16 protein-coding genes are annotated in these 19,468 nt (G+C 34.3%); 5 read left to right on the top strand and 11 right to left on the bottom strand.

Features of this window, described 5'->3' with window-relative positions:
• Position 1: 1 nt before the first annotated feature.
• Positions 2-874, top strand: coding sequence for an aldose 1-epimerase family protein (locus tag FG27_RS15685; protein WP_037320773.1), 873 nt, complete (start codon positions 2-4; stop codon positions 872-874).
• Positions 875-941: 67 nt separating this feature from the next.
• On the top strand, positions 942-2,060 hold the full coding sequence (locus FG27_RS15680; RefSeq protein WP_037320771.1) for a DUF748 domain-containing protein: 1,119 nt from the start codon (positions 942-944) through the stop codon (positions 2,058-2,060).
• Positions 2,061-2,445: 385 nt separating this feature from the next.
• Here the strand turns inward: FG27_RS15680 and FG27_RS15675 are convergent, their stop codons facing one another.
• A complete protein-coding gene (locus tag FG27_RS15675; protein ID WP_037320768.1) occupies positions 2,446-2,898 on the bottom strand; it encodes a nuclear transport factor 2 family protein in 453 nt (150 codons plus the stop codon).
• Between the two features lie 170 nt (positions 2,899-3,068).
• On the opposite strand from FG27_RS15675, the gene FG27_RS15670 reads away from it, so the two are divergent.
• Together FG27_RS15670 and FG27_RS15665 are read left to right on the top strand one after the other, a co-directional pair.
• On the top strand, positions 3,069-3,461 hold the full coding sequence (locus tag FG27_RS15670) for a hypothetical protein (protein WP_037320766.1): 393 nt from the start codon (positions 3,069-3,071) through the stop codon (positions 3,459-3,461).
• The gene (locus tag FG27_RS15665; RefSeq protein ID WP_037320764.1) at positions 3,458-3,655 is read left to right on the top strand and encodes a helix-turn-helix transcriptional regulator; all 198 of its coding nucleotides are present in this window, start codon (positions 3,458-3,460) and stop codon (positions 3,653-3,655) included. The genes FG27_RS15670 and FG27_RS15665 overlap by 4 nt, the downstream gene beginning before the upstream one ends.
• 172 nt (positions 3,656-3,827) lie before the next feature.
• On the opposite strand, the gene FG27_RS15660 is transcribed toward FG27_RS15665, so the two are convergent.
• Positions 3,828-5,294 (bottom strand): glycosyltransferase, encoded by a 1,467-nt coding sequence (locus tag FG27_RS15660; protein ID WP_037320761.1) that lies wholly within the window; start codon positions 5,292-5,294, stop codon positions 3,828-3,830.
• 277 nt (positions 5,295-5,571) lie between these two features.
• Positions 5,572-10,062 (bottom strand): ATP-binding cassette domain-containing protein, encoded by a 4,491-nt coding sequence (locus FG27_RS15655; RefSeq protein ID WP_037320758.1) that lies wholly within the window; start codon positions 10,060-10,062, stop codon positions 5,572-5,574.
• Positions 10,063-10,353: 291 nt separating this feature from the next.
• Here FG27_RS15655 and FG27_RS15650 point away from each other — a divergent pair, with 291 nt between their 5' ends.
• Positions 10,354-10,797: a universal stress protein gene (locus tag FG27_RS15650; RefSeq protein WP_037320755.1), complete on the top strand. Its 444-nt coding sequence runs from the start codon at positions 10,354-10,356 to the stop codon at positions 10,795-10,797.
• 147 nt (positions 10,798-10,944) lie between these two features.
• On the opposite strand, the gene FG27_RS15645 is transcribed toward FG27_RS15650, so the two are convergent.
• The 8 genes from FG27_RS15645 to lspA form a co-directional block, all read right to left on the bottom strand.
• Positions 10,945-13,320 carry an erythromycin esterase family protein gene (locus FG27_RS15645; protein WP_037320753.1) on the bottom strand — a complete coding sequence of 792 codons (2,376 nt, stop codon included), beginning with the start codon at positions 13,318-13,320 and terminating at the stop codon, positions 10,945-10,947.
• Between the two features lie 143 nt (positions 13,321-13,463).
• Positions 13,464-13,988, bottom strand: coding sequence for a hypothetical protein (locus tag FG27_RS15640; RefSeq protein WP_037320751.1), 525 nt, complete (start codon positions 13,986-13,988; stop codon positions 13,464-13,466).
• A gap of 9 nt (positions 13,989-13,997) precedes the next feature.
• Entirely contained in the window at positions 13,998-14,486 is a 489-nt protein-coding gene (locus tag FG27_RS15635) for a hypothetical protein (RefSeq protein WP_037320749.1), read from the bottom strand.
• Between the two features lie 198 nt (positions 14,487-14,684).
• Positions 14,685-15,518, bottom strand: a complete 834-nt coding sequence (locus tag FG27_RS15630) for a M48 family metallopeptidase (protein ID WP_081912635.1) — start codon at positions 15,516-15,518, stop codon at positions 14,685-14,687.
• A 163-nt stretch (positions 15,519-15,681) separates the two neighbouring features.
• Positions 15,682-16,620 (bottom strand): endonuclease/exonuclease/phosphatase family protein, encoded by a 939-nt coding sequence (locus FG27_RS15625; RefSeq protein WP_037320747.1) that lies wholly within the window; start codon positions 16,618-16,620, stop codon positions 15,682-15,684.
• A gap of 93 nt (positions 16,621-16,713) precedes the next feature.
• Positions 16,714-17,322, bottom strand: coding sequence for a CPBP family intramembrane glutamic endopeptidase (locus FG27_RS15620; protein WP_156101248.1), 609 nt, complete (start codon positions 17,320-17,322; stop codon positions 16,714-16,716).
• Positions 17,323-17,562: 240 nt separating this feature from the next.
• Positions 17,563-18,783: an alpha/beta hydrolase-fold protein gene (locus FG27_RS15615; RefSeq protein ID WP_037320744.1), complete on the bottom strand. Its 1,221-nt coding sequence runs from the start codon at positions 18,781-18,783 to the stop codon at positions 17,563-17,565.
• Positions 18,784-18,831: 48 nt separating this feature from the next.
• Positions 18,832-19,464 (bottom strand): signal peptidase II, encoded by a 633-nt coding sequence (gene lspA, locus FG27_RS15610; protein WP_231563340.1) that lies wholly within the window; start codon positions 19,462-19,464, stop codon positions 18,832-18,834.
• Positions 19,465-19,468 lie beyond the last annotated feature (4 nt).

The raw sequence follows: 19,468 nt of genomic DNA, 5'->3' as shown, positions 1-19,468 counted from the left end.
AATGCATAATTTACAAAACGAATTTTTAAGTATAAAAGTCAACCCCACAGGTGCCGAATTATCCAGCCTTAAAAACCTGGAAACCGGCATTGAACATTTATGGCAGGGAAATCCAGAATTTTGGGCTAGTCAGGCTCCTAATTTATTTCCGGTAATTGGCGTTTTAAAAGAAGGTAAATACATTTTTGAAGGCAAAGAATATGAAATGCCGAAACACGGTTTTGTAAGGCATGACGAAAATATTCAGTTAAAAGAAAAAACGGAAAACAGCCTGGTTTTTGAGCTAAATTCTTCTGAAGAAAGCCTGGAAATATATCCTTTTAAATTTCGTTTTGAGATTTCTTTTATTCTGAATAAAAAAACGGTGGAAGTAAAACATAAGCTTTTCAATTTAGATGAAAAACCACTTTATTTTTCGCTGGGCGGGCATCCTGCATTTAATGCACCCATAAGTACAAATGAAGTTTACGAAGATTATTACCTGGAATTTGACCAGAAAATGGATCTCAAAACTCACGTTTTGGGCGAAAGCGGATTGGTAAGTCACCATACCGAAGGAATTTTAGATAATGAAGATAAAATTAGATTGCACAAAGAACTTTTTGCCAAAGACGCGCTAATTTTCAAGAATATTCCTTCAAAAAAAGTAGCCTTAAAAAGTAAAAATTCAGGAACGGTTTTAAGCGTAGGCTATTCTGATTTTAAAAATTTAGGAATTTGGGCAAAACCGGGAGCGCCGTATGTTTGTATAGAACCCTGGCTGGGAATTGCCGATATTGAAGGCACCGATCAAAACTTAAAGACCAAGGAGGGAATCGAAAAATTAGATTCGGGTAATACTTTTGAAGCTTCCTATTTTATTACTATCGAATAACGCATTTTAGATAATCCTTAACTCAAATTACTGATTATCAGTCTCATTTTAGCAGAAACAAGGCATTATGAGCGAAAAAGGAAAAAGAAGAAGATATCGTAAGAAAAGGTATGCATTACCAATTCTTATCGTTTCGCTTTTAATTATAGGGAGAATTGCACTTCCTTACCTTCTGGAAAATTACGTAACTAAAACTTTAAATAATATTCCCGGTTACGAAGGTAGTGTTTCAGATATTGATATTTCTCTTTGGCGTGGCGCCTATCAAATAGAAGGTTTAATTCTAAGAGAAAAAGATACCCAGGGAGAAAAACCACTTTTAGACTTTCCAAATTCAGATATTTCTATTGACTGGCGTTCTTTATTAAAAGGAAAAATAGTTAGTGAGATTGAAATGCAGGATCCTAAATTCAATTATATTTTTGAAAACCAGGAGAAGGAGGATGAAGCCAATGTTGAAGATTGGACTAAAGCCCTTACAAGTTTAGTCCCTATTGATATTAATCACTTTGTAGTTTACAATGGTACCGCTAATTTCGTTGAAGTATCTGCAGATCCACAAATTAGTTTGTTTTTAGAAGAGATTAGTCTTGAGGCACATAACCTAAGTAATGTAGTAGATAAAGAAAAAGATCTTCCCTCGCATTTATGGGCAAAAGCCATTTCTATGGGCGGTGGAAACGTAGAAATTCACGGTGATCTAAATTTGCTAAAACAAATTCCTGATATGGATATGGAATTTACACTTCAAAAATCAGAAGCGACGGCCCTTAACGATATCACCCGTAGATATGCCGGGGTAGATTTTGAAAGCGGAACTTTTGAATTATATAGCGAAATTGCTATCGCTGATGGATACCTAAAGGGTTATATAAAACCAATGCTTATAAATACAAAACTTATCTCTAAGAATGATGACAGCGGCCTGTTTAAGAAATTATGGGAAGGTTTTGTAGGCTTTTTTAAGTTCGCCCTGAAAAACCAGGGAACTGATACCTTAGCAACCAGGGTTCCTCTTGAGGGTGATTTAAATAATGTAAAGTCTGGAGTTTGGGCTACCGTTTTAAATATCTTTAAAAATGCCTGGATAGATGCTTTTTCAGGATCTGTAGATGAAAATATTGAATTCGAAGATGCTAAAAAAAAAGTAAATAAACTCGGGGCAAGCCCAGGAGGTATCTTATAAGAAAAACATTTTTCGATATCGAGACAAGCCTAAGGAGCATTTAATCTCGATTATCGAGTAAAGAAGATTAGCTCTTTTAAAATATAAAAATTGTTTAAAAGAAAAATCCCGCAACACTGCGGGATTTTTTTAAATATGCACTTAAGCTCTATTTTTCTTCTTAGCAGCTTTAGCAGCCCGCTTCTCTTTCAAGCTCAAAACCGGCTCTTTTTTAGCCGAATTCTTTGAAGGTGATTTTTCTTTCGCCATGGGTTCTAATTATTTTAATATTAACCTCATAAAGGTAATGAAAGAAATGATTGAAAAAATATTTTTATTTTCCTGTAGAATTAATTTCTTTTCCTGTTGCTAAAGATAAAATTCACCTTTAGAGAATGTATAGCTTTCAGTCTTTAGCGAGGGTAGAATGAAGCAGCTGCAGTTTCCATCCTTCCTCTGTAAGAATAGCGGTAGCACTTTCCAGCCAATTTATTTCTCTTAAAACTTCGCCTCTCAACATAAATTCAGCTTTATTGCGATATGCCACCCAGGCCATTTTACCATTGATTTTTATCTCTATAAAATCAAATGAATTTATTCTTTTTACCTCCGTTTTTTCTTCGCTGGCTCGCTTCACATAACCTTTCATCTTATCCATATTCCAAACTTCCCCGGTTTCAAGGAGAAGAAAATCCTGAGTGCAATAAACGTCTAGCGCCTTTTGATCTAAATCAGAAAATATCTCTTGAAAAGAATTTGTAATGAGATCTTTGATCTGGTCTTCATCGGTTTTTCCGGATTTCTGCCCTAAAGCATTTACTGCCAGAAACATAATTAGAACTTGAAATATTTTTTTCATAGGAATGATTATTTAAAATTTTAAGGTAATAAATTTTTTAAGCTGCATATTCAAAAAATTCTCAGTTATTCAATGTTTTTAATAAATATGTAAATAACACTTTACATTTAAAAAATTGTTTACTTTTGTAAAGTAAACATTACATAAAGTAAACTATAAATTACATTCAAATGAAAAAAGAACGAAAAAAGAATCTTTACACCCTTGCCCTTTGGACCTGGAGCTGGGTGGCTACAATGGCAATTGCCGCATTTGGACCAAAGTATATTTGGGATGACCATATTGTGTTAACCACATTGGCAGTATCAGTCAACTTTATTCACGGAATCTTAATGATTTTCGCAAACCGACGAATGTTTAATAATTTTGATGAGCTGGAACGTAAAATTCATTTGGAATCTTTGGCTTTAACATTGGGATTAGCAGTGGTAGTTGGCCTGTCTTATTCTCTACTTGACACTACCAATTTAATTGCTTTTAATGCAGAAATAAGTAACCTGGTAATATTTATAGGTTTAACTTATTTGATCTTAGTCACGGTAAATACCAGAAGATACGCATGAAAAACAAATTAAAAGTGCTTAGAGCCGAACATAGCTATACCCAGGAAGATTTAGCGGATATAATTGGTGTGTCAAGGCAAACAATCAATGCAATAGAAAAAGAGAAGTTTGACCCCAGTTTACCAACAGCTTTTAGAATTTCAAAACTCTTTAAATTACCTATAGAAGCTATTTTCCAATTTGAAAATAAATAATTGAAATGTAATTAATTATCAAAAGATTATCCAATATTCAACCCTGAAAAGAGCTGAATCCTTATTCTTCCCTAGTCCGTTTTTTAATTCCAGGATATTGTAAAGTCATTTAAAAGCAAAAAGTCACCAAACAATGGGTGACTTTTTTACATCTTCAAATTCAATTTATTTTTTAAATTTTCTGTGGTAATTCGCGGGTTAGCCATCCCCTTCTGCTTGCAGTGGCCATAGCATAAGGAGTTATCCAAAACAACCCAAAGGTATAAAATATACTATATGAGTAAATCCATAAAGCTTCAGCTATATTATACTTCTTAGCGTAAAAGAATGCTGGCAGACTCGAAAATATAAGAATACTCAACAAGGCTGAAGTAATAAATAGAACCGGGTGCATTACCAGTAAAACAAACATAATTAGAATTGCCGGATAAGCAGTTAACATACTCATCCATTGGTTTAGTAATAAAATACGTGGACCCGATTTAGATCCTGTTCTAAAGGTTTTAAATGCAAACTTAGACATCATAAGGTTTTCGCGTACATTACTTCTTTCCCACCGCGTAAACATTTTATGCAGACTGCTAAATTTCTCTGGAATATTAGTAAGAACATAAGCATTTCTCTGAAATAACACGTGAAATCCCTGTTTCAAAATCATATTGGTCATTGCACGGTCTTCACCAATATCGGTTGGTTTCCCCATGAAAGTTTGATTAATCCATTCTGGCAAACAGTTCATTACTGCATTCCTTCTGTAAGCAGCTAAAGCACCGGGAGTACATAATACAGATCCCAATACACTTTGCGCCGAACGAATAAACTCAAAACTAAATACAAAACTAACATTTAGCATTCGTGGTATAATTGCTTTTTCATTGTTCAAAACCCGAACATTTCCTGCAACAGCCCCACAATTTTTATTGGTTACAAATGGTGAAACCAGGTTGCGCAAGGTATCTTTTTCAACAATAGAATCACTATCTACCGTTACAAACACGTCTCCCGTACCGATATTAAATCCACGATAAAGCGCATGTCTTTTACCTTGATTTTTAGGTTGTTGAAATATAGAAATTCGGTCACCCAATTCTTCTTTGGCTTTTTGCATCCAATCCCAGGTGTCATCTTTACTACCATCGTCTATAGCAATTAACTGCAATTTTTCTGATGGATATTTACTGGCCACCAAACTTTGCAAGGTTGAATAGACCAATTTACCTTCATTATAAGCCGGAACAATTACAGTACAGGAAGGTAATTCTGAGTCTGACACAGAATCTACCGGCTTATATTTAAAAAATAACCTGGCAATATATGCTAGGAAACCTAATCTAAATATTAAAAGAAAACTGGTTATTACCAATAGTACAATTCCCCACAGGGTATTTCTTCTGCTGAGATTTATTTCCTGAAATTCAGGATGAAAAATATAAAAAGAATAAGCTGCCCCAATTAGAAGCAGGAATGTACCGGTTAAAATAGAAAAATGCCGCTTGGTGAAAGTGGCTTTACTATAATCCACAGATTCTTTTTCAATTCCGTTAATTACTGGTTGATCATTTTGCTGAGGAAGAGTCTCACTGATTCGAAAATCCTTGGTCGAAGTCTTTAGAGAATATTTTAAGTTTGAGGTAACCATACTTATACATTTATTTAAGAAGGGTTATTCATTTTTTGATTCAGATAATCGAATAACCACTTACAATGGTAAATGACATAGCAATTTATGTACCTCAATAAACCCTATTGAAAATGAGCTAGTTTGTAATTGGAGTTGGGGAAATAGATGGGATACACATCAAAAAGTTGCGGACAAAATCCCCATTATTTCTACCATAGCCAAGCATTTTGCTATGCTGAACTGCATTATGGATTGTATTTTTTTGAAAAATGATAAGATATTATACCTTAATACCTCACGCTAAAACTACCCCTACTCCAATTTTCTCTAATAAATAAGGATTATGATCAATAATAAGAATATCGTTGGTTTTACTGAGTTTTTTGAGTATCTCAAAAAGTAGGTCAATATCGGCATAATGAAGTCCGGTGCTGGGTTCATCTAAAATATAAAGCGTATCAGTAGTTTGATCCTGAAGCCAGTTCAATAACAATAATCGTTGTTTTTCCCCTGAAGAAAGGGATTGTACCGGCTGCTCTAAGCTAAGATGCTCCAGTCCTATTTCTGCCAACCGATCTAAAAAATTGAGAGTTTTAGCAAGTATATTGGAATTTTCAAACCATTTTTTTAATTCTGAAATATTTAAGGAAAGTACCTCGGCGATATTTTTCGACTTTACCTCATGAACCAATATATTCGGTTGGTAACGTTGTCCTTTACAAACTTCGCATTTTTCAATCGCGTTGGCGGCTACATCCAGACTGGTTTCCAGATAACCTGTGCCTTTACAATTTGGGCACTGACTTGTTTTTGTTTTATAGGAAAAGTCACGAGCTTTCAAGTTAGTATTGCTCGCAAATATTTTATTTATATCATTCAAAAGGTTCAAATAAGATACTAACAAAGTCTTTGCGTGGGTTCGTAATTTTTTAGACTCAAAATAATGCGCTCCTGAATATTTCTTCGGAAATAATATACTTTCACAATTTATGGGTCTACCATTTTGAACACTGGGAATCAAAATATCCTTTACCAAAGTCGTTTTCCCAATTCCCGATTTTCCGCTAATGGCGGTGATTCCTCCAACCGGAACTTTCAACTCATCTTTTACCAGGGTATGTTTAGCTAATTTTCGAAGGGAAATAGCTTCCTTTCCTTCTTTTAACTTTATTGCTTCAGAAGAAGTTTTTAAAAAAGGATGACAATTTTCTTGTTTGAGAAAATCCTGAGGAGTTCCCTTGTAGGTGATATGTCCTCCTAATTTTCCTGCCTTAGGTCCTAATTCTATTAAACGATCTGCGGCCAGGATAATTTCCTTGTTATGCTCAATAACCAACACCGTATTCCCTTTTTCAATTAGTTCTTTTAAAATATTGATCAGATCTGGGATATTGTCATTAGACAATCCAGCTGAAGGTTCATCTAAAAGATAAGTAATGCCTTTAAGCGGAGAGTTTAGCTGCTTAATTAAAGCTACCCGTTGATTTTCTCCTCCGGAAAGCGTAGACGATTTTCGGTTAAGTTGAAGATAATCAATATGTAATTGTTTAGCTCTTTGAATAGTATGGACCAAATGAGGTTGAATTCCCGCAATAAGTTTCTGATCTATCTCCGCCTGATTTCCGGGTTTAGAAAGCCACACTTCCAAAGTTTTAAAATTCATCGATTTTATATCATGAATAGATTTTCCTCCAATTCGAAAGCTTAGTCTTTCCGGTTTTAAGCCACTACCTTCACAATGGCTACATTCAGCAGGAGAAAATAGGGCTTTAAGTTTATCTATATGTTTATTTTTACGGGTCTTGTAATATTCGTCTTTCAAATAATGAAAAAGCCCTTTCCACTGCATATTTAATTCCTGCGTGCCCTCTGTAGTTTTGGTTTTGTAAACCCATTCTGTCTTCCATTTTTTTTCTCCTGCACCCTGAAAGATGATATCTTTCTGTTGATTGGTCAACTCTTTAAAAGGAGTTCCCAGACTAAAACCATATGTTTCTCCCAGTTCTTTAATAATAGCCATATGTTGGCTGTCAGCCTGTCCATAATATGCCAGCGATTTATTGTGCTCAAAGAGTCCGGCGGCGATACTTTTTCCCTGATCTAAAACTATTTTATTAACATCTGGAAGTAATTCTTCTTCCATCCCATCGCAAATAGCACATTTTCCCAACTCGTGGTTATTAGAAAAATGACTGGCAGATAATTCACTGCCTTCGTACTGGGCCTTCCTGGAAAAGGCAAATCGTAAAATTTTATCTATCCCCGTTTGCCTGGCAATATCAGAACGTTCGGTAAAGCTTTTTTCTTTGCGTGTAATACAAATTGTGGGGGTAAGTCCTTCAATATAATCGACTTCAAACTGAAAATTCACTCCTACCCTGGACTGTTGATATGAAGAAAATTGTTTGGTCATTTCCTGCAAGCCATAGCCGTGCAGGGTGTCTATTAGTAAAGAAGATTTCCCAGAACCAGAAATTCCAGTAATTACCGATAATTGATTTTTAGGCAGTTCTACATCCAAATCTTTGAGATGGTGGGTTCTAGCTCCTTTTATAAAGATTGTATCTCTTTGCTGAGCTGATGTTTCTTTCAAATCAAACTCCATGGCTTTTTGGGCGTTATCTATCAGGATATCGCAAGAAGATTGAAAAAGTGGATGATTCTCAAAGCAAAGTATGCCTGCGGTTTGTTTTTTAAGTTGATGCAAAGCTTTTAATAGCTGTCTAACATTTTGCTGATGCGAACCAATACTGGGTTCCTCCAACAATAATAGCGTCTTTTTAGATTGTTTAGCAAAATGCTTCGTAAGTTTAATACGCTGCGCTTCACCACCTGATAATGTGTTAGAAGGTTGACCGAGTTTGATATACCCGAGCCCTAATTGCAGCATCAAAGAGAGTATTTTGGTGATTTTCTTTTCTTCAGAAAAGAAATCAAAAGCTTCCTCGATGCTTAGATTATAGATTTCAGAAATATTCTTATGGTTCCAATTTACGCGTAATACTTCAGGTTTAAAACGCTTCCCATTACAAGTAGGGCACACCTGGTTAATAGTCCCCATCACATTCATTGAAAGAGTAATCACTCCAGCGCCCTCGCAAGCTTCACATCTTCCCGTTTTATTATTAAAAGAAAAAGCTCCTTTAGTCAATTTTAAAGATTTAGCTTCCGGAGATTTCGCCAATAAATCACGTATTTTATCAGCCAGGCCGGTATAAGTTGCAGGATTACTTCTGGGAGTTTTGCCAATAGGCTGGTCGGATACTGTGAGTAGTTTAAGACCATCTTTGTCGCAAACTTTTGAAAGTGTTTGCATTATTTGAGGTGTTTTCCTTCTCACCACGGTCAACTTTTCTAATTGGGGTTGAAACGAAGCTGATGACACCACTTTAGGCTTCTTAATAGATTCTGAAGGTTCTTTACGAAATTCAGCTAAAGTAGCGCTGGTTAAGCTTTCTGAAGTTAAAAATTCCTGGACGGGTCCGTTAAAAATCACTTCCCCTCCATGCACGCCTGCTTCAGGGCCTAATTCTACAACCCAATCGGCAGATTTTATGAAATTTAGATCATGCTCAACCACAATCACGGTATTCCCGCGACTAATTAATCGGTTAAGAATATGGCGTAAATAGGACTGATAATTTTCAGATAAACCAATAGAAGGTTCATCAAAAACATATAGAATTCCCTGTAAGCCACTATTAACCTGTTTTATCAATTTAATGCGCTGGCCATCCCCGGAAGAAATATCATTACTTTGAGTACTTAATTGGTATTCCTCCATGCCTAGTCTTATTAGGTCAAATAACTGCACACAAATCTTATCAACTAATACCTGTTCCCCAGCTGTAAGGTCCTGGTTTTTCAGCTTTTCATATAAATTGTTTAAAGAAAGGTCCATCCATTCCTGAAAGTTAAGTCCTTTCCATTTGTATTTTAAGTATTCGGCTTTAATGCGCGCTCCATTACATACCGGGCAAATTTCTGAGCTCGCGAACTTTATGATATTTGGATTGCGGTCCCGCTTTAAAATATCCTTCATAATAGGGAGCATTCCTTTGTAATAACCCTCTTCACGAGGCTTTGCTTTTAAGCCCTCCCATCTTAAACGGGATTCCAAAGTGTGTTTTCCATAAAAAACTTTAATACGATCACTTCCATTTAAGACAACATCCTGCTGTTCGGCTGTGAGTTGCTTCCAGGGAATATCAACATTAAAGCCGTGTGCTTTGCATACTTTATTCAATTCTTCAACGGTAATCTGCGAATAGACGATGTAACCATTAGGCAGGGTTGTGGTGATAGCACCTTCTCTAAGAGTTTTATTTTCATCACCAACCAATTTATCAAGATCTATATATTCAGCTTCACCAAGGCCGTTGCAGCGCTTGCAAGCTCCTCTTGGATGGTTAAAAGAAAAAAGGGATTTACTCATAGGTTCATTACCGGCATAGCGTGCAAACAAAATCCTAAATACAGCCGTAAGCTCTGATAAAGTTCCAAAAGTGGCATTTATAGACTGAAATCGTTTAGATTGTCCAACTTTTATAACGGGCGGTAAAGCGGCAATATCATCTACTTCCACGGTGGGAATTAACTGTGCATTTTGTTGATTATAAGCGGGGAGACTTTCTAAAAAATAGCGATAGCCTTCATTAGCAATCACATCCATGGCCAGGGACGATTTTCCAGAACCTGATAATCCGGTCACTACAATAAGTTGGTTTTCAGGAATATTTAAGGAAATATTCTTAAGAGTATTTTGGTGGGCGTTAATGATGCGCATAAAGGCTTATTATGGTTTCTCTATTTTAAAAAATTAAAGGTATAAAGATTATATAGCCCGTAATGGTATTTAAGAAAAGCATAATAAATAATGCGACCTTATAGATCTGATTTTGAAATTTGGGTAGGAATAGATGTATGCCGAAAAAGTCTGCATCAGATTCTAAGGATGATTAGGTAAGTTTTTTGATACTATTATAGCGTCGTGAATACTTAATTTTCCTATTATGAACTTAATTTTTAAAAAGTATTTTATTTTTCTTAAGTTTAAGGTTAATAATTTCAATTATATATGAAAAACATATTAGTAGCCATAGACCGAAAAAAAGAGGCAAATCAATTAATAGCCCAGGCGGTAGAAATTGCGAAGCTTGCCAAAGCAAAAATCTGGATTATACATGTGACAGAGCCAGATCCTGATGATTTTCTTGCCCGAGAGGCCGGCCCACAGTATGTTTATGACCAAAGATCGAAAGAGCGTAAAGAGGAGGCCATGATTCTCCACCAATGGGTTGAAGATCTCAAGAATAACAAGGAAGTTGAAGCTGAAGGGCTTTTAATTGAGGGGCCAGTAGTAAAATCTCTACGAGATATTACCGAAAAGCATCATATAGATCTTGTGGTGGCAGGGCATCGCAAAAAGAACTTTATATACAGTCTTTTTACAGCGAACAAAAAGAAAGATCTTGTAGATGAACTAAAGATACCTTTACTGGCCGTTCCACTGGTTAAGTAAAATCATTCGGTTATTCTTTAATACAGAAAACACTCCTACTACTAATCCTGGTAGTATTTACCTATGGATATAAACCTGTGTTCCTTAAATATTAACAACATTTTCTAACGTGATATTTTTAATTTTATCCTTATAAATATTTAAACCCTAAGAGTTTGAATTTTCCATTTCAAAACTAGTCCAGAATTCCGGATCAAACTCCACACGATCTAAAACGGTTTGCTTTTCTTTTCCATAATATTCATATTCTATATACTCAACCTCATCAAATTCATAATCATATAAATAGGAATCTGCTTCAGAAACACTATTGACCATTTTTTGATTTTTCATTTCTGATTCCTGGTATCTTCTATTAAAATACCGTGAAGGGTAATATTTGCCATTCTTCACTTTATTATAATAGCATATATTTTCTTCCTTTATGATTAGGTTTATTTCATTCTTATATTCCCTATTACCCTTATAATACTTTTTGATATCATCTATATTTAATTGGGCTTTCCAGTTTTCTTCCACTTTTACGATTGCAAAACTATTTTTATCTATGTAAACTTTACCAGAATACTCAGTTGGATACCCACGATTGGTATAATTCCAACGATTTCTATCCGTTTTAAAAGCTATAATATAAAGCCCATTATTTTCAGGAAGTCCCGAACTTACAAACTCGAGATCAAATTTTTTGTACTTCCTCTTGTGTAAAATATTGGAATACCTAATGGCATCTTCCCTGCCTCCAAAAAGACTTCCTGTATATTTTATTTTATTTCCCAATAGATTCTTATTCCACCTAATTTGCTCCACCCTATTTGTGGTTACATATTCAGATGAAAATCCATTATCATAGTTTTTTGTAATAACGTCCAGATTTAGCGTGGTTACATCATTCTGATTAAAAATAGAGTTGCTATAGCGATAGTAATTAAATGGCTCTTCAGAGTGATTCTCATACTTCTTTTTAACTGCATTTTTTAGAACTGAAATTGGGGTTAAATTAGCTGTAATCACTACTTCTGCTAAACTTTCAAAGCTTGCTTGTAAATAAGTTTTATCTTTTAGTTCTTTTAAATTCACATTTACTGTCTCATAACCCAACGAACTAATTGTTGCCGTTGCGTTATTAAACATTCTCTTATTTACAGTAAGGTCGAAAAAACCATTTTTATCGGCTACTCTATAGATTTCCTCTTCTTTCAGAATAATATTGGCAAAGGCTATCGGTTCATTGGTTTCTATATCTAAAAGTTGTCCTGTTAAAGTGATTAGATCTTTTTGAATAATTTTTGGGATAGCTTTTTCATCCTTTTTAAGCTCTGACTCATTTCTTGCTATTAGATCCTGTTCTTTTTGGGGTAACGTTGCATTTTCAAAAAAAATATACCCATCATGAACCTGGTCCATTCTAATTTCATAAAAGTCTTCAAAACTTAAAAGTCTTGTTTCAAATGCCTTATTCATAGCCTCCTGGTTCGAGCTAATAAATTGATATGGAATATTTTTCTCACTAAGTTGTGCTTCAAAACTTCCGGCTAAGATGGGGGTTGGCTCCCATTTTCCTTTCTCGTAAAAAGACTCATTACCGTGAATTGTGGCTAAACTATATACCTTTTCCCCGAGTTCTTCTTTTATATGATTTCCCATGGAAACAAAATCCCGGGCAATTGGTTTTTTGATGCTGGAATTGTTATTCATCACGTGAATATTATCTGCCCAAACCGCGATCTTTTCATTTTTATTCCTGGATATATAGGATAATAAATTATTGGCCATTTCTTTATCCCTTATATTTTGTTCCCCGGTAATCATTTCAGAACCTGGAACAGGCTCTGTATCCATATTTGCTTCACGAGCAGCTGCAAGAAGGTTTTTGGATAATTGCTTCCAAATATAATTTTCTTCTGATTCCTTTAATTTCTCTATTTGCTTAATGATAGACTGTAGTTCCTTTTCAAACCGGTCAAACTCAATATCGTATGCTTCATAAGAATAATCGTCTAAAACTCCCTCTATAATGATCCCCAGGTCATTTTCATCAATTTTGAAAGCAATATTATTCTCCTCACAGAAATCAAAAAAATCTTCAATGAATGCCGAGGTCTTTTTTACCTGGGAATCAAAACCTATTACTTTTAGATCATTTTTCTCAATGTAATTTACGAGACGCTGGAATTCATCATTTTTTCCCCATACCCCCCAAATGGCATTATTAAACTCATCCGGGTCGAAACCTTTCTGATTCATTTTCCAAACATCATACATAGGAGATTCAATTGCAATCGTATTAAAACCTAATTCTGCGTGCAAATACTCTATGATACGAGCTTTCATCTCAAAAATATTTCCATAGATATGGGTATACTCTCCCAGCATAACCACATCTTTTCCATATAGTTCATCCTTTAGAAAGTTAAGATCACTATGATCTTTTGAATTAGAAGGTTGTATTTCTATGGTTTCTATTTCCTGGGCATTTCCCATAAATAAAAATAGCATAAATAGAACAGTAAGAAAGTTTTTCATTTGAGATAAGATGTTATTTTTAATTTTCAGAATTCGTCATAATTTTATTTGCTTTCGATAATTTTCATTGCCTTTTCCAATTACCTTTTGGGCTTTCCTGTTATTAATTCAACCTTAATTTTTAGCATGACTAATAAGATTAACTAACGAAATGATTCTTCGGCATTGTTAGGCTTATGTATGAATTTGATGGAGTTTTCGTTTACTCGTTTAAAAGAACCTCTTAATAGAAAATAAAAAATTAGTGAAATAATCAGGTTGTAAATAATCTCTGCAACATCTCCAGTAGCAAATTCATTAACAATCCGCCAAAGGTCTATCGGGACAACGAACATGATAATTTTATAAATCAACTTTAGAATAACTAATAGAATTGCCAGGCGAAGCGCGTGAACGAATGCAAGCGAAAAATAACGCTTTAAAAAATCCTGATTATCCCCTTTTGAATTAATAGCGAACAGGATGTAAGTCCCACCAATGGTGATGAGTACATCTAGCGTAAAATCAAGAAGTCTCCATAGATCTGAAGAGAAATCGAATGATCCCGGTAACTGAGTGGCCAACGTAATAAAAATTAAAATAGTTAACAGATATTGATAGGCTCCGTGCTCAGTTAGCTCATTCTTTAATAATTTAAGTTCCAGTTTTTTAATATTCAGCCAAATCATATTTTCAAATTAATTTATGGTTGTATTTATGTATTCAATGGCTTTTTCAAGCACTTCATCCCTGCCCCTGGAAGTAGTATAATGTTTTTTCCCCTGATGCCTGTTTCTTTCTATATGGCGAAGTTTTTCCGATAATTCTTCACTAAAAAACGCATCATTATAGATCCAACTTAGATCAAAATTTTTATCGAAATAATCCTCTTTCTTTTCTTTAGAACATCTCCTGCAATTTTTCACTTTGCCTAACTCACCAATCCAGTTTAGAAAAACCTTAGATAATTTTTGCTTATTATTAGATTTTTGAACTTCAGGTAAGATCTCAAAAAGCTGCTCGTCCCAATCAAACTTGCCTTTGGCCACTTGAGGATGATAATATTTAAGAAAACCCCAGATTTTTACTGTAGCAGCTAGTTTATCGACTTCGGTTAGCTCAGAGTTCTGACTCTGAATTAATTGAGTGGTAAAAAGAAGTGTAAGAAGAAAAATTACTTTCCTCATGAAAAGGGGGTGGTTTTTCAAGAAATCAGGTATTTATAGTAGGATAGTAATTTGTTGCTTCACATTTAATATATTATACAGGTATAAGTATTAGTTTTCTAAAAAAGTTACAATATTCAGTACTCAACCTTTTTATTTCCAATTATTGTGCGCCTATCACTATTTGAATATTTTCTAATCATTAAATTTATATTCTGATTAAGGCCACCTCACCTGGTAAGGGTAACGTTCATAAATTACATTATCTTCATTAATTGAAAACCCCTTATCTGCATTCTCTTTTGCTTGCTTATAGGAACTATCCGCTTCATCTGGTCTGCCAAGCTTATATAGTATCTTGGCTTTATAATACTGAACATCTGAAAATTCAGGATAAAAGGCCAAAGCTTGGTCAAATAACTCTAAAGACTCAGCATATTTCTTTTGTTCGTACTTACTAATCCCATAGTAAAAAAGATCTAAGTAGTGTAACCAGTCTTCCCCATATTCTTCGATGGTTCTTTTGTAGTCCTCCTCAAAAAGCTTTTCTGCTTTTTCAAACTCATTAAGTTGTAAGTAGCTTAAAGCTATGTAGAAGTTATAAGAGTGATCCATTACAAAGCCATATCCATATTTTTTCTGATAATCCTGGAAATCCAGGATGGCGTCTTTATATTGTTTTGAAAATATACATTTGATAAATGCCCGATAGTCCTGCCACCTTCGAGGATTGTACTTAACGGCTTTATCAATGAATGGCATTCCCAGCTCGTATTTACTCTGTTTAAAAAGTGGCATCGCTTTCTGTTGCCACAAATATGCTATGGTGGAATCCTTAGCTAATCCTTTATCAATTTCTTTTTGCCATTCTTGTGTATAAACTTGGTGGTTCCAGGCACCATTAATTAAATGTTCATTGATGATTTGTTCTTGTTTCTCCTTATTATCTTTTTGGATAGCAATATCAGTTGCTACTGAACTTTCTGAATTTCTTTGACAAGAAAGGCTTATCACTAGAATTAAAGTAAATGCTATTGCTCTGAATAAACCCACTGTGTAAAATAATGATTAAAGTTTTATTTATTTTTTATGTAAAAAGTTAAGGGCACTTTTTAAAATTTCATCTTCTCCTTTTTTTATGGCTTCAATTGTTATGTCAACTTCAATTTTATTATTCTCAGGTTGGAATAAAGCCTAAACAATCATTTTGCTCTGATTAATTTATTCCAATTATCATATTAATTGGTAAATGGTCAGAACCTATATATGGCCCGGTAGATCTATCTATAACAGGTATATGATCTGAAACTAAAAAATGATCTAGAGTTGTTTGCAAAATACTATAATTTGCCGGCCAGGTGGGCAATAAACCAAAACCTAATCTACTATCTTTTAAACCATTCCTTAAAAGGATTTTAAAATGATTTGAAAAGGAAGAAATATTAAAATCTCCAGCTATTATAAGATTATGGGCATACTGAGATCTTTTATTAATTATTTTCACTAATTGCTTATTTCTTTTATCGAATGTTGTTTGGCTGATTAGTGGAATTGGATGAGTTGCTATTAATGATAACTTCTCATTTTCAACATGTAGATCAGCAACGATTGATGGTTTGTTATTTAGCTCGAAATAATCAATAGAACTTTTCATTCTATGTTTACTCAATAAGGCAATTCCGAAATTATCCCGTCTTGGTGCTAATTCTTTATATTTATATTTCTGAATTACTGGGAGTAATTGATTTTGCCATTCTGGAGTAAACTCCATTAAAATTAGAACCTCCGGATCTTCTGATTGTATGTAGTCTAAAACCAGATCTACTTTTGAATTACTTGACAATAAATTGATGCTTGAAATTCTTAGCTGATTTTCCGAGGTTTTGGGTAAAGGATCGGATTTTAAATAATAAGGAACTATGTAGTAGCTATTCCAGCAAATTGCTAATGAAAGAAGTATGATTGCCAGTATTTTCTTTTGGAGTAAGATTATTGCTACGACCAGTAATAAAACAGAGATTACTAAATATTGAAGTTTAAAATTTGCGAAAATGTCAACAAACCAAAAATCGAAAAAGATATTTGGTAAAATTGAAACCGATAAAATTCCAAATATAAATAACCAGGTCAGTTTTTTGAAAACCCCTATTTCCATCTAATTGAATATTGTGCAACTTGGTACAATCTCATCCCGAGATATCCAAAATTAGTTTAGAGAGACAATATTACTGCTTTTTACGAGAACCACTTAAGACGTTTTTTTACGATTTAATAACTTATCTCTTTCCCAGGTTATAATTAATATGGTCCAAAACACCATACAAATTACGGTAACATAGTTATTCCTCAAAATCAAAAGGCCGTGAATAGAAGCCGCAACCAGAATAGCGTTTGTCCTCTTTACCGCATAAGCCATAATAATTGAGACTATTATTGTTAGTAAAACAAAGTAATGCAAACCTCCAAACTGGTTAAAGTTTTTAAATATCAACACATGCCAAAAACCCCATAGAATTCCGGTAACAATACCTTTTAACCATGCAGGGCTGTCTCCCAGTTTATCGTGCAAAAAACCTCGCCAGGCGGTTTCTTCAAAAATATTATAAGTTAACATAGAAGCGCAGAATATAAACGCCCATAAATGTTCATTGATGCCTAATTTGTTGGATAAACCAAAAAGGCTGTAATAAAGCAAATAAGAGCCTGCCACCAGCATACTTTTTAACGGCTTATTCCCTAAAAATGAGACCTTATATTTTCCTTTAAAAACCAGGTAACAAATAATTGTAGCCAAAAAAAGTCCTAAGCCGTGATTCCAGTTGAAGCTTACTTCTAAGCCTATTGCTGAGACCCACAACTGCTTTATGAGGTTTGGAAATTTTAAAAACGTATAAGTAAACCCAAAGGCTAAAAGGTAAAACACCAGGATATTAACCAATGTACATTTAAGATTTTTTGTTTAAAATTCATTTTGGTTTAGCTTCGCTTTAAGCTGAACTGGTTTATGCGGTGCGGAGACAGAGAATACTTTTTACATACTGCCACTATTTGCTAATTTGCACTAGTCAATACAATCAGAATCATAATTGATTCAACCCTAATTATCGGCCTTTTGCTTTATTTTCCTTTTTAAATTCTCCAAATCTGCCTTATAAAATTCCCATTCCGGGTCGTCTGTTTCCATAACCAGGCTTAAGGCTTTTTCGTAATTAGCTTTTGCTTTTTGCAATTCACCATTTTCCTCATAAGCCATTCCTAAACTAGAATAAGCCTCGTAAGATTCCGGCCTGGCTTCTACATTGGCTTTAAAAGCATTTACCGAATACTCCTTGTATTCTTCTAATCTCAAAAAAGCATACCCTAAATCTGTCAAAGCATTTTCATTGGTAACTTCAAACTTATATTTCTCAGTTAATTCATCAAAATAGGTGACTGTATTTTGGATAGCAGCTTCCGGTCCTCCTTGCACCATAATTTCCTCTTTTGTTCGGGGTATTTCATATTGCGTAGGTTCAAAAATAAAACGTAGACCAGAAAAAATTGATGGTAAACCTACAGTACCATGAGATTCTTCAGGCATAGGTTCATATTTAAAACGAAGATCGGCCTCTTTATGAGCATTAATATAATTATTGAATTCTCCGCTTAATTTCAGAACGTTTCCGCGCATATTTCCTTTGTTTTCATTTGCAAGGGTCATATAAAACGTTGCACTAAGCTTAGATGGATCTTCAAAAACTTCCTCAAAGTCCCGGGAAATTAATTCATTTGGATACCATAAACTAGGGCTAACTGTGAGATAAGCATCAAATAATTCCGGATTTTTAAAAAAAGTATAAACATTAAAAAGTCCCCCTCGAGAGTGGCCAAAGATAACCCTGTACGGGGCTGCTTTATAGGTCTTTTCTATATGAGAAATTAATTCTTTTTCGAGAAAAGTCATAAAATTATGGGCTTCGCCAGATACTCCCATTCTTTCTCGTTCTTCCCTACTAAGTTCTGGTGAATCTGGACTTAGGTCACGGTTACGGTTAGTATTCCTTATCCCTATAATAATCATATCTGGAATTAGCTTATTTAACTGAAGATACTCAACAGTACCTACAGCATGGGAGAAATTATAAAAACTATCAAGCAAATAGAGAACCGGATAAGTTTTCTCTGATTCTCCATAACCTTCAGGCAGATGAATTTCAACAATTCTATCTTCTTTCAGTATTTCTGAATGAACTGTTTCGGTTTCGCCTATAGTAATGACATTTTGAGAATAAATAGATAAGCTTAATAAAAATAAGCCAAGAAAAAATTTGAATTTCATAGTATCTCTTTGATTCCTGAATTATACTTTTAATCGTAATAAACCGTCTTATGCATCGGCTTCTTTTAACTTAATTTTTCTCTCACTAGTGAAGGAACTAATTAAGAACAAAATTGCCGCAAAGGTAACTGACACGTCTGCCATATTAAATATACCAGTATGAAGCAGTCCTAGTTTCAAATACATAAAATCAGTAACCGAATTGTAAAGTATACGATCAAGAATATTTCCGATGCCGCCTCCAACAAAAAACGTGATAGCGATAAAGTTTAATTTAGAAACATCTTCTCTTTTATACAAATAATAACACAAGCATAACAGAACTAAAACTGGCAAGAATTGGAAAATAAATAGTTTGATGTAAGGATGAAAACCTGAACCAAAACCTAGTGCTGCGCCGGTGTTTTCAACTTTGGTAAGAATAATGTTATCTCCTATAACTTCTATTTTTTCGTTTGGGTTTATATTCTCACGAACTTCCTTCTTTGTAATTTGATCACAGCTAATATTAGAAATGATTAAAACTAGACCTATTATTAGTTTTGTTATTCTTTTTGTGCTCATTTTTTCCTTTTTAGACTCCTCAATTGCTGCTAATAGTGGACTAAAATAAGCTTTTTTACCGATGGCTATTTTAATTATAGGAATAATATGTACCAGGCGCCTATTAATTCCTATCAATAAA

It is taken from the genome of Salegentibacter sp. Hel_I_6 (genome assembly GCF_000745315.1).
GTDB lineage: Bacteria > Bacteroidota > Bacteroidia > Flavobacteriales > Flavobacteriaceae > Salegentibacter.
The sequence above is the reverse complement of the archived record's forward strand: the minus strand, read 5'-3'. Positions and strand labels throughout refer to the sequence as shown.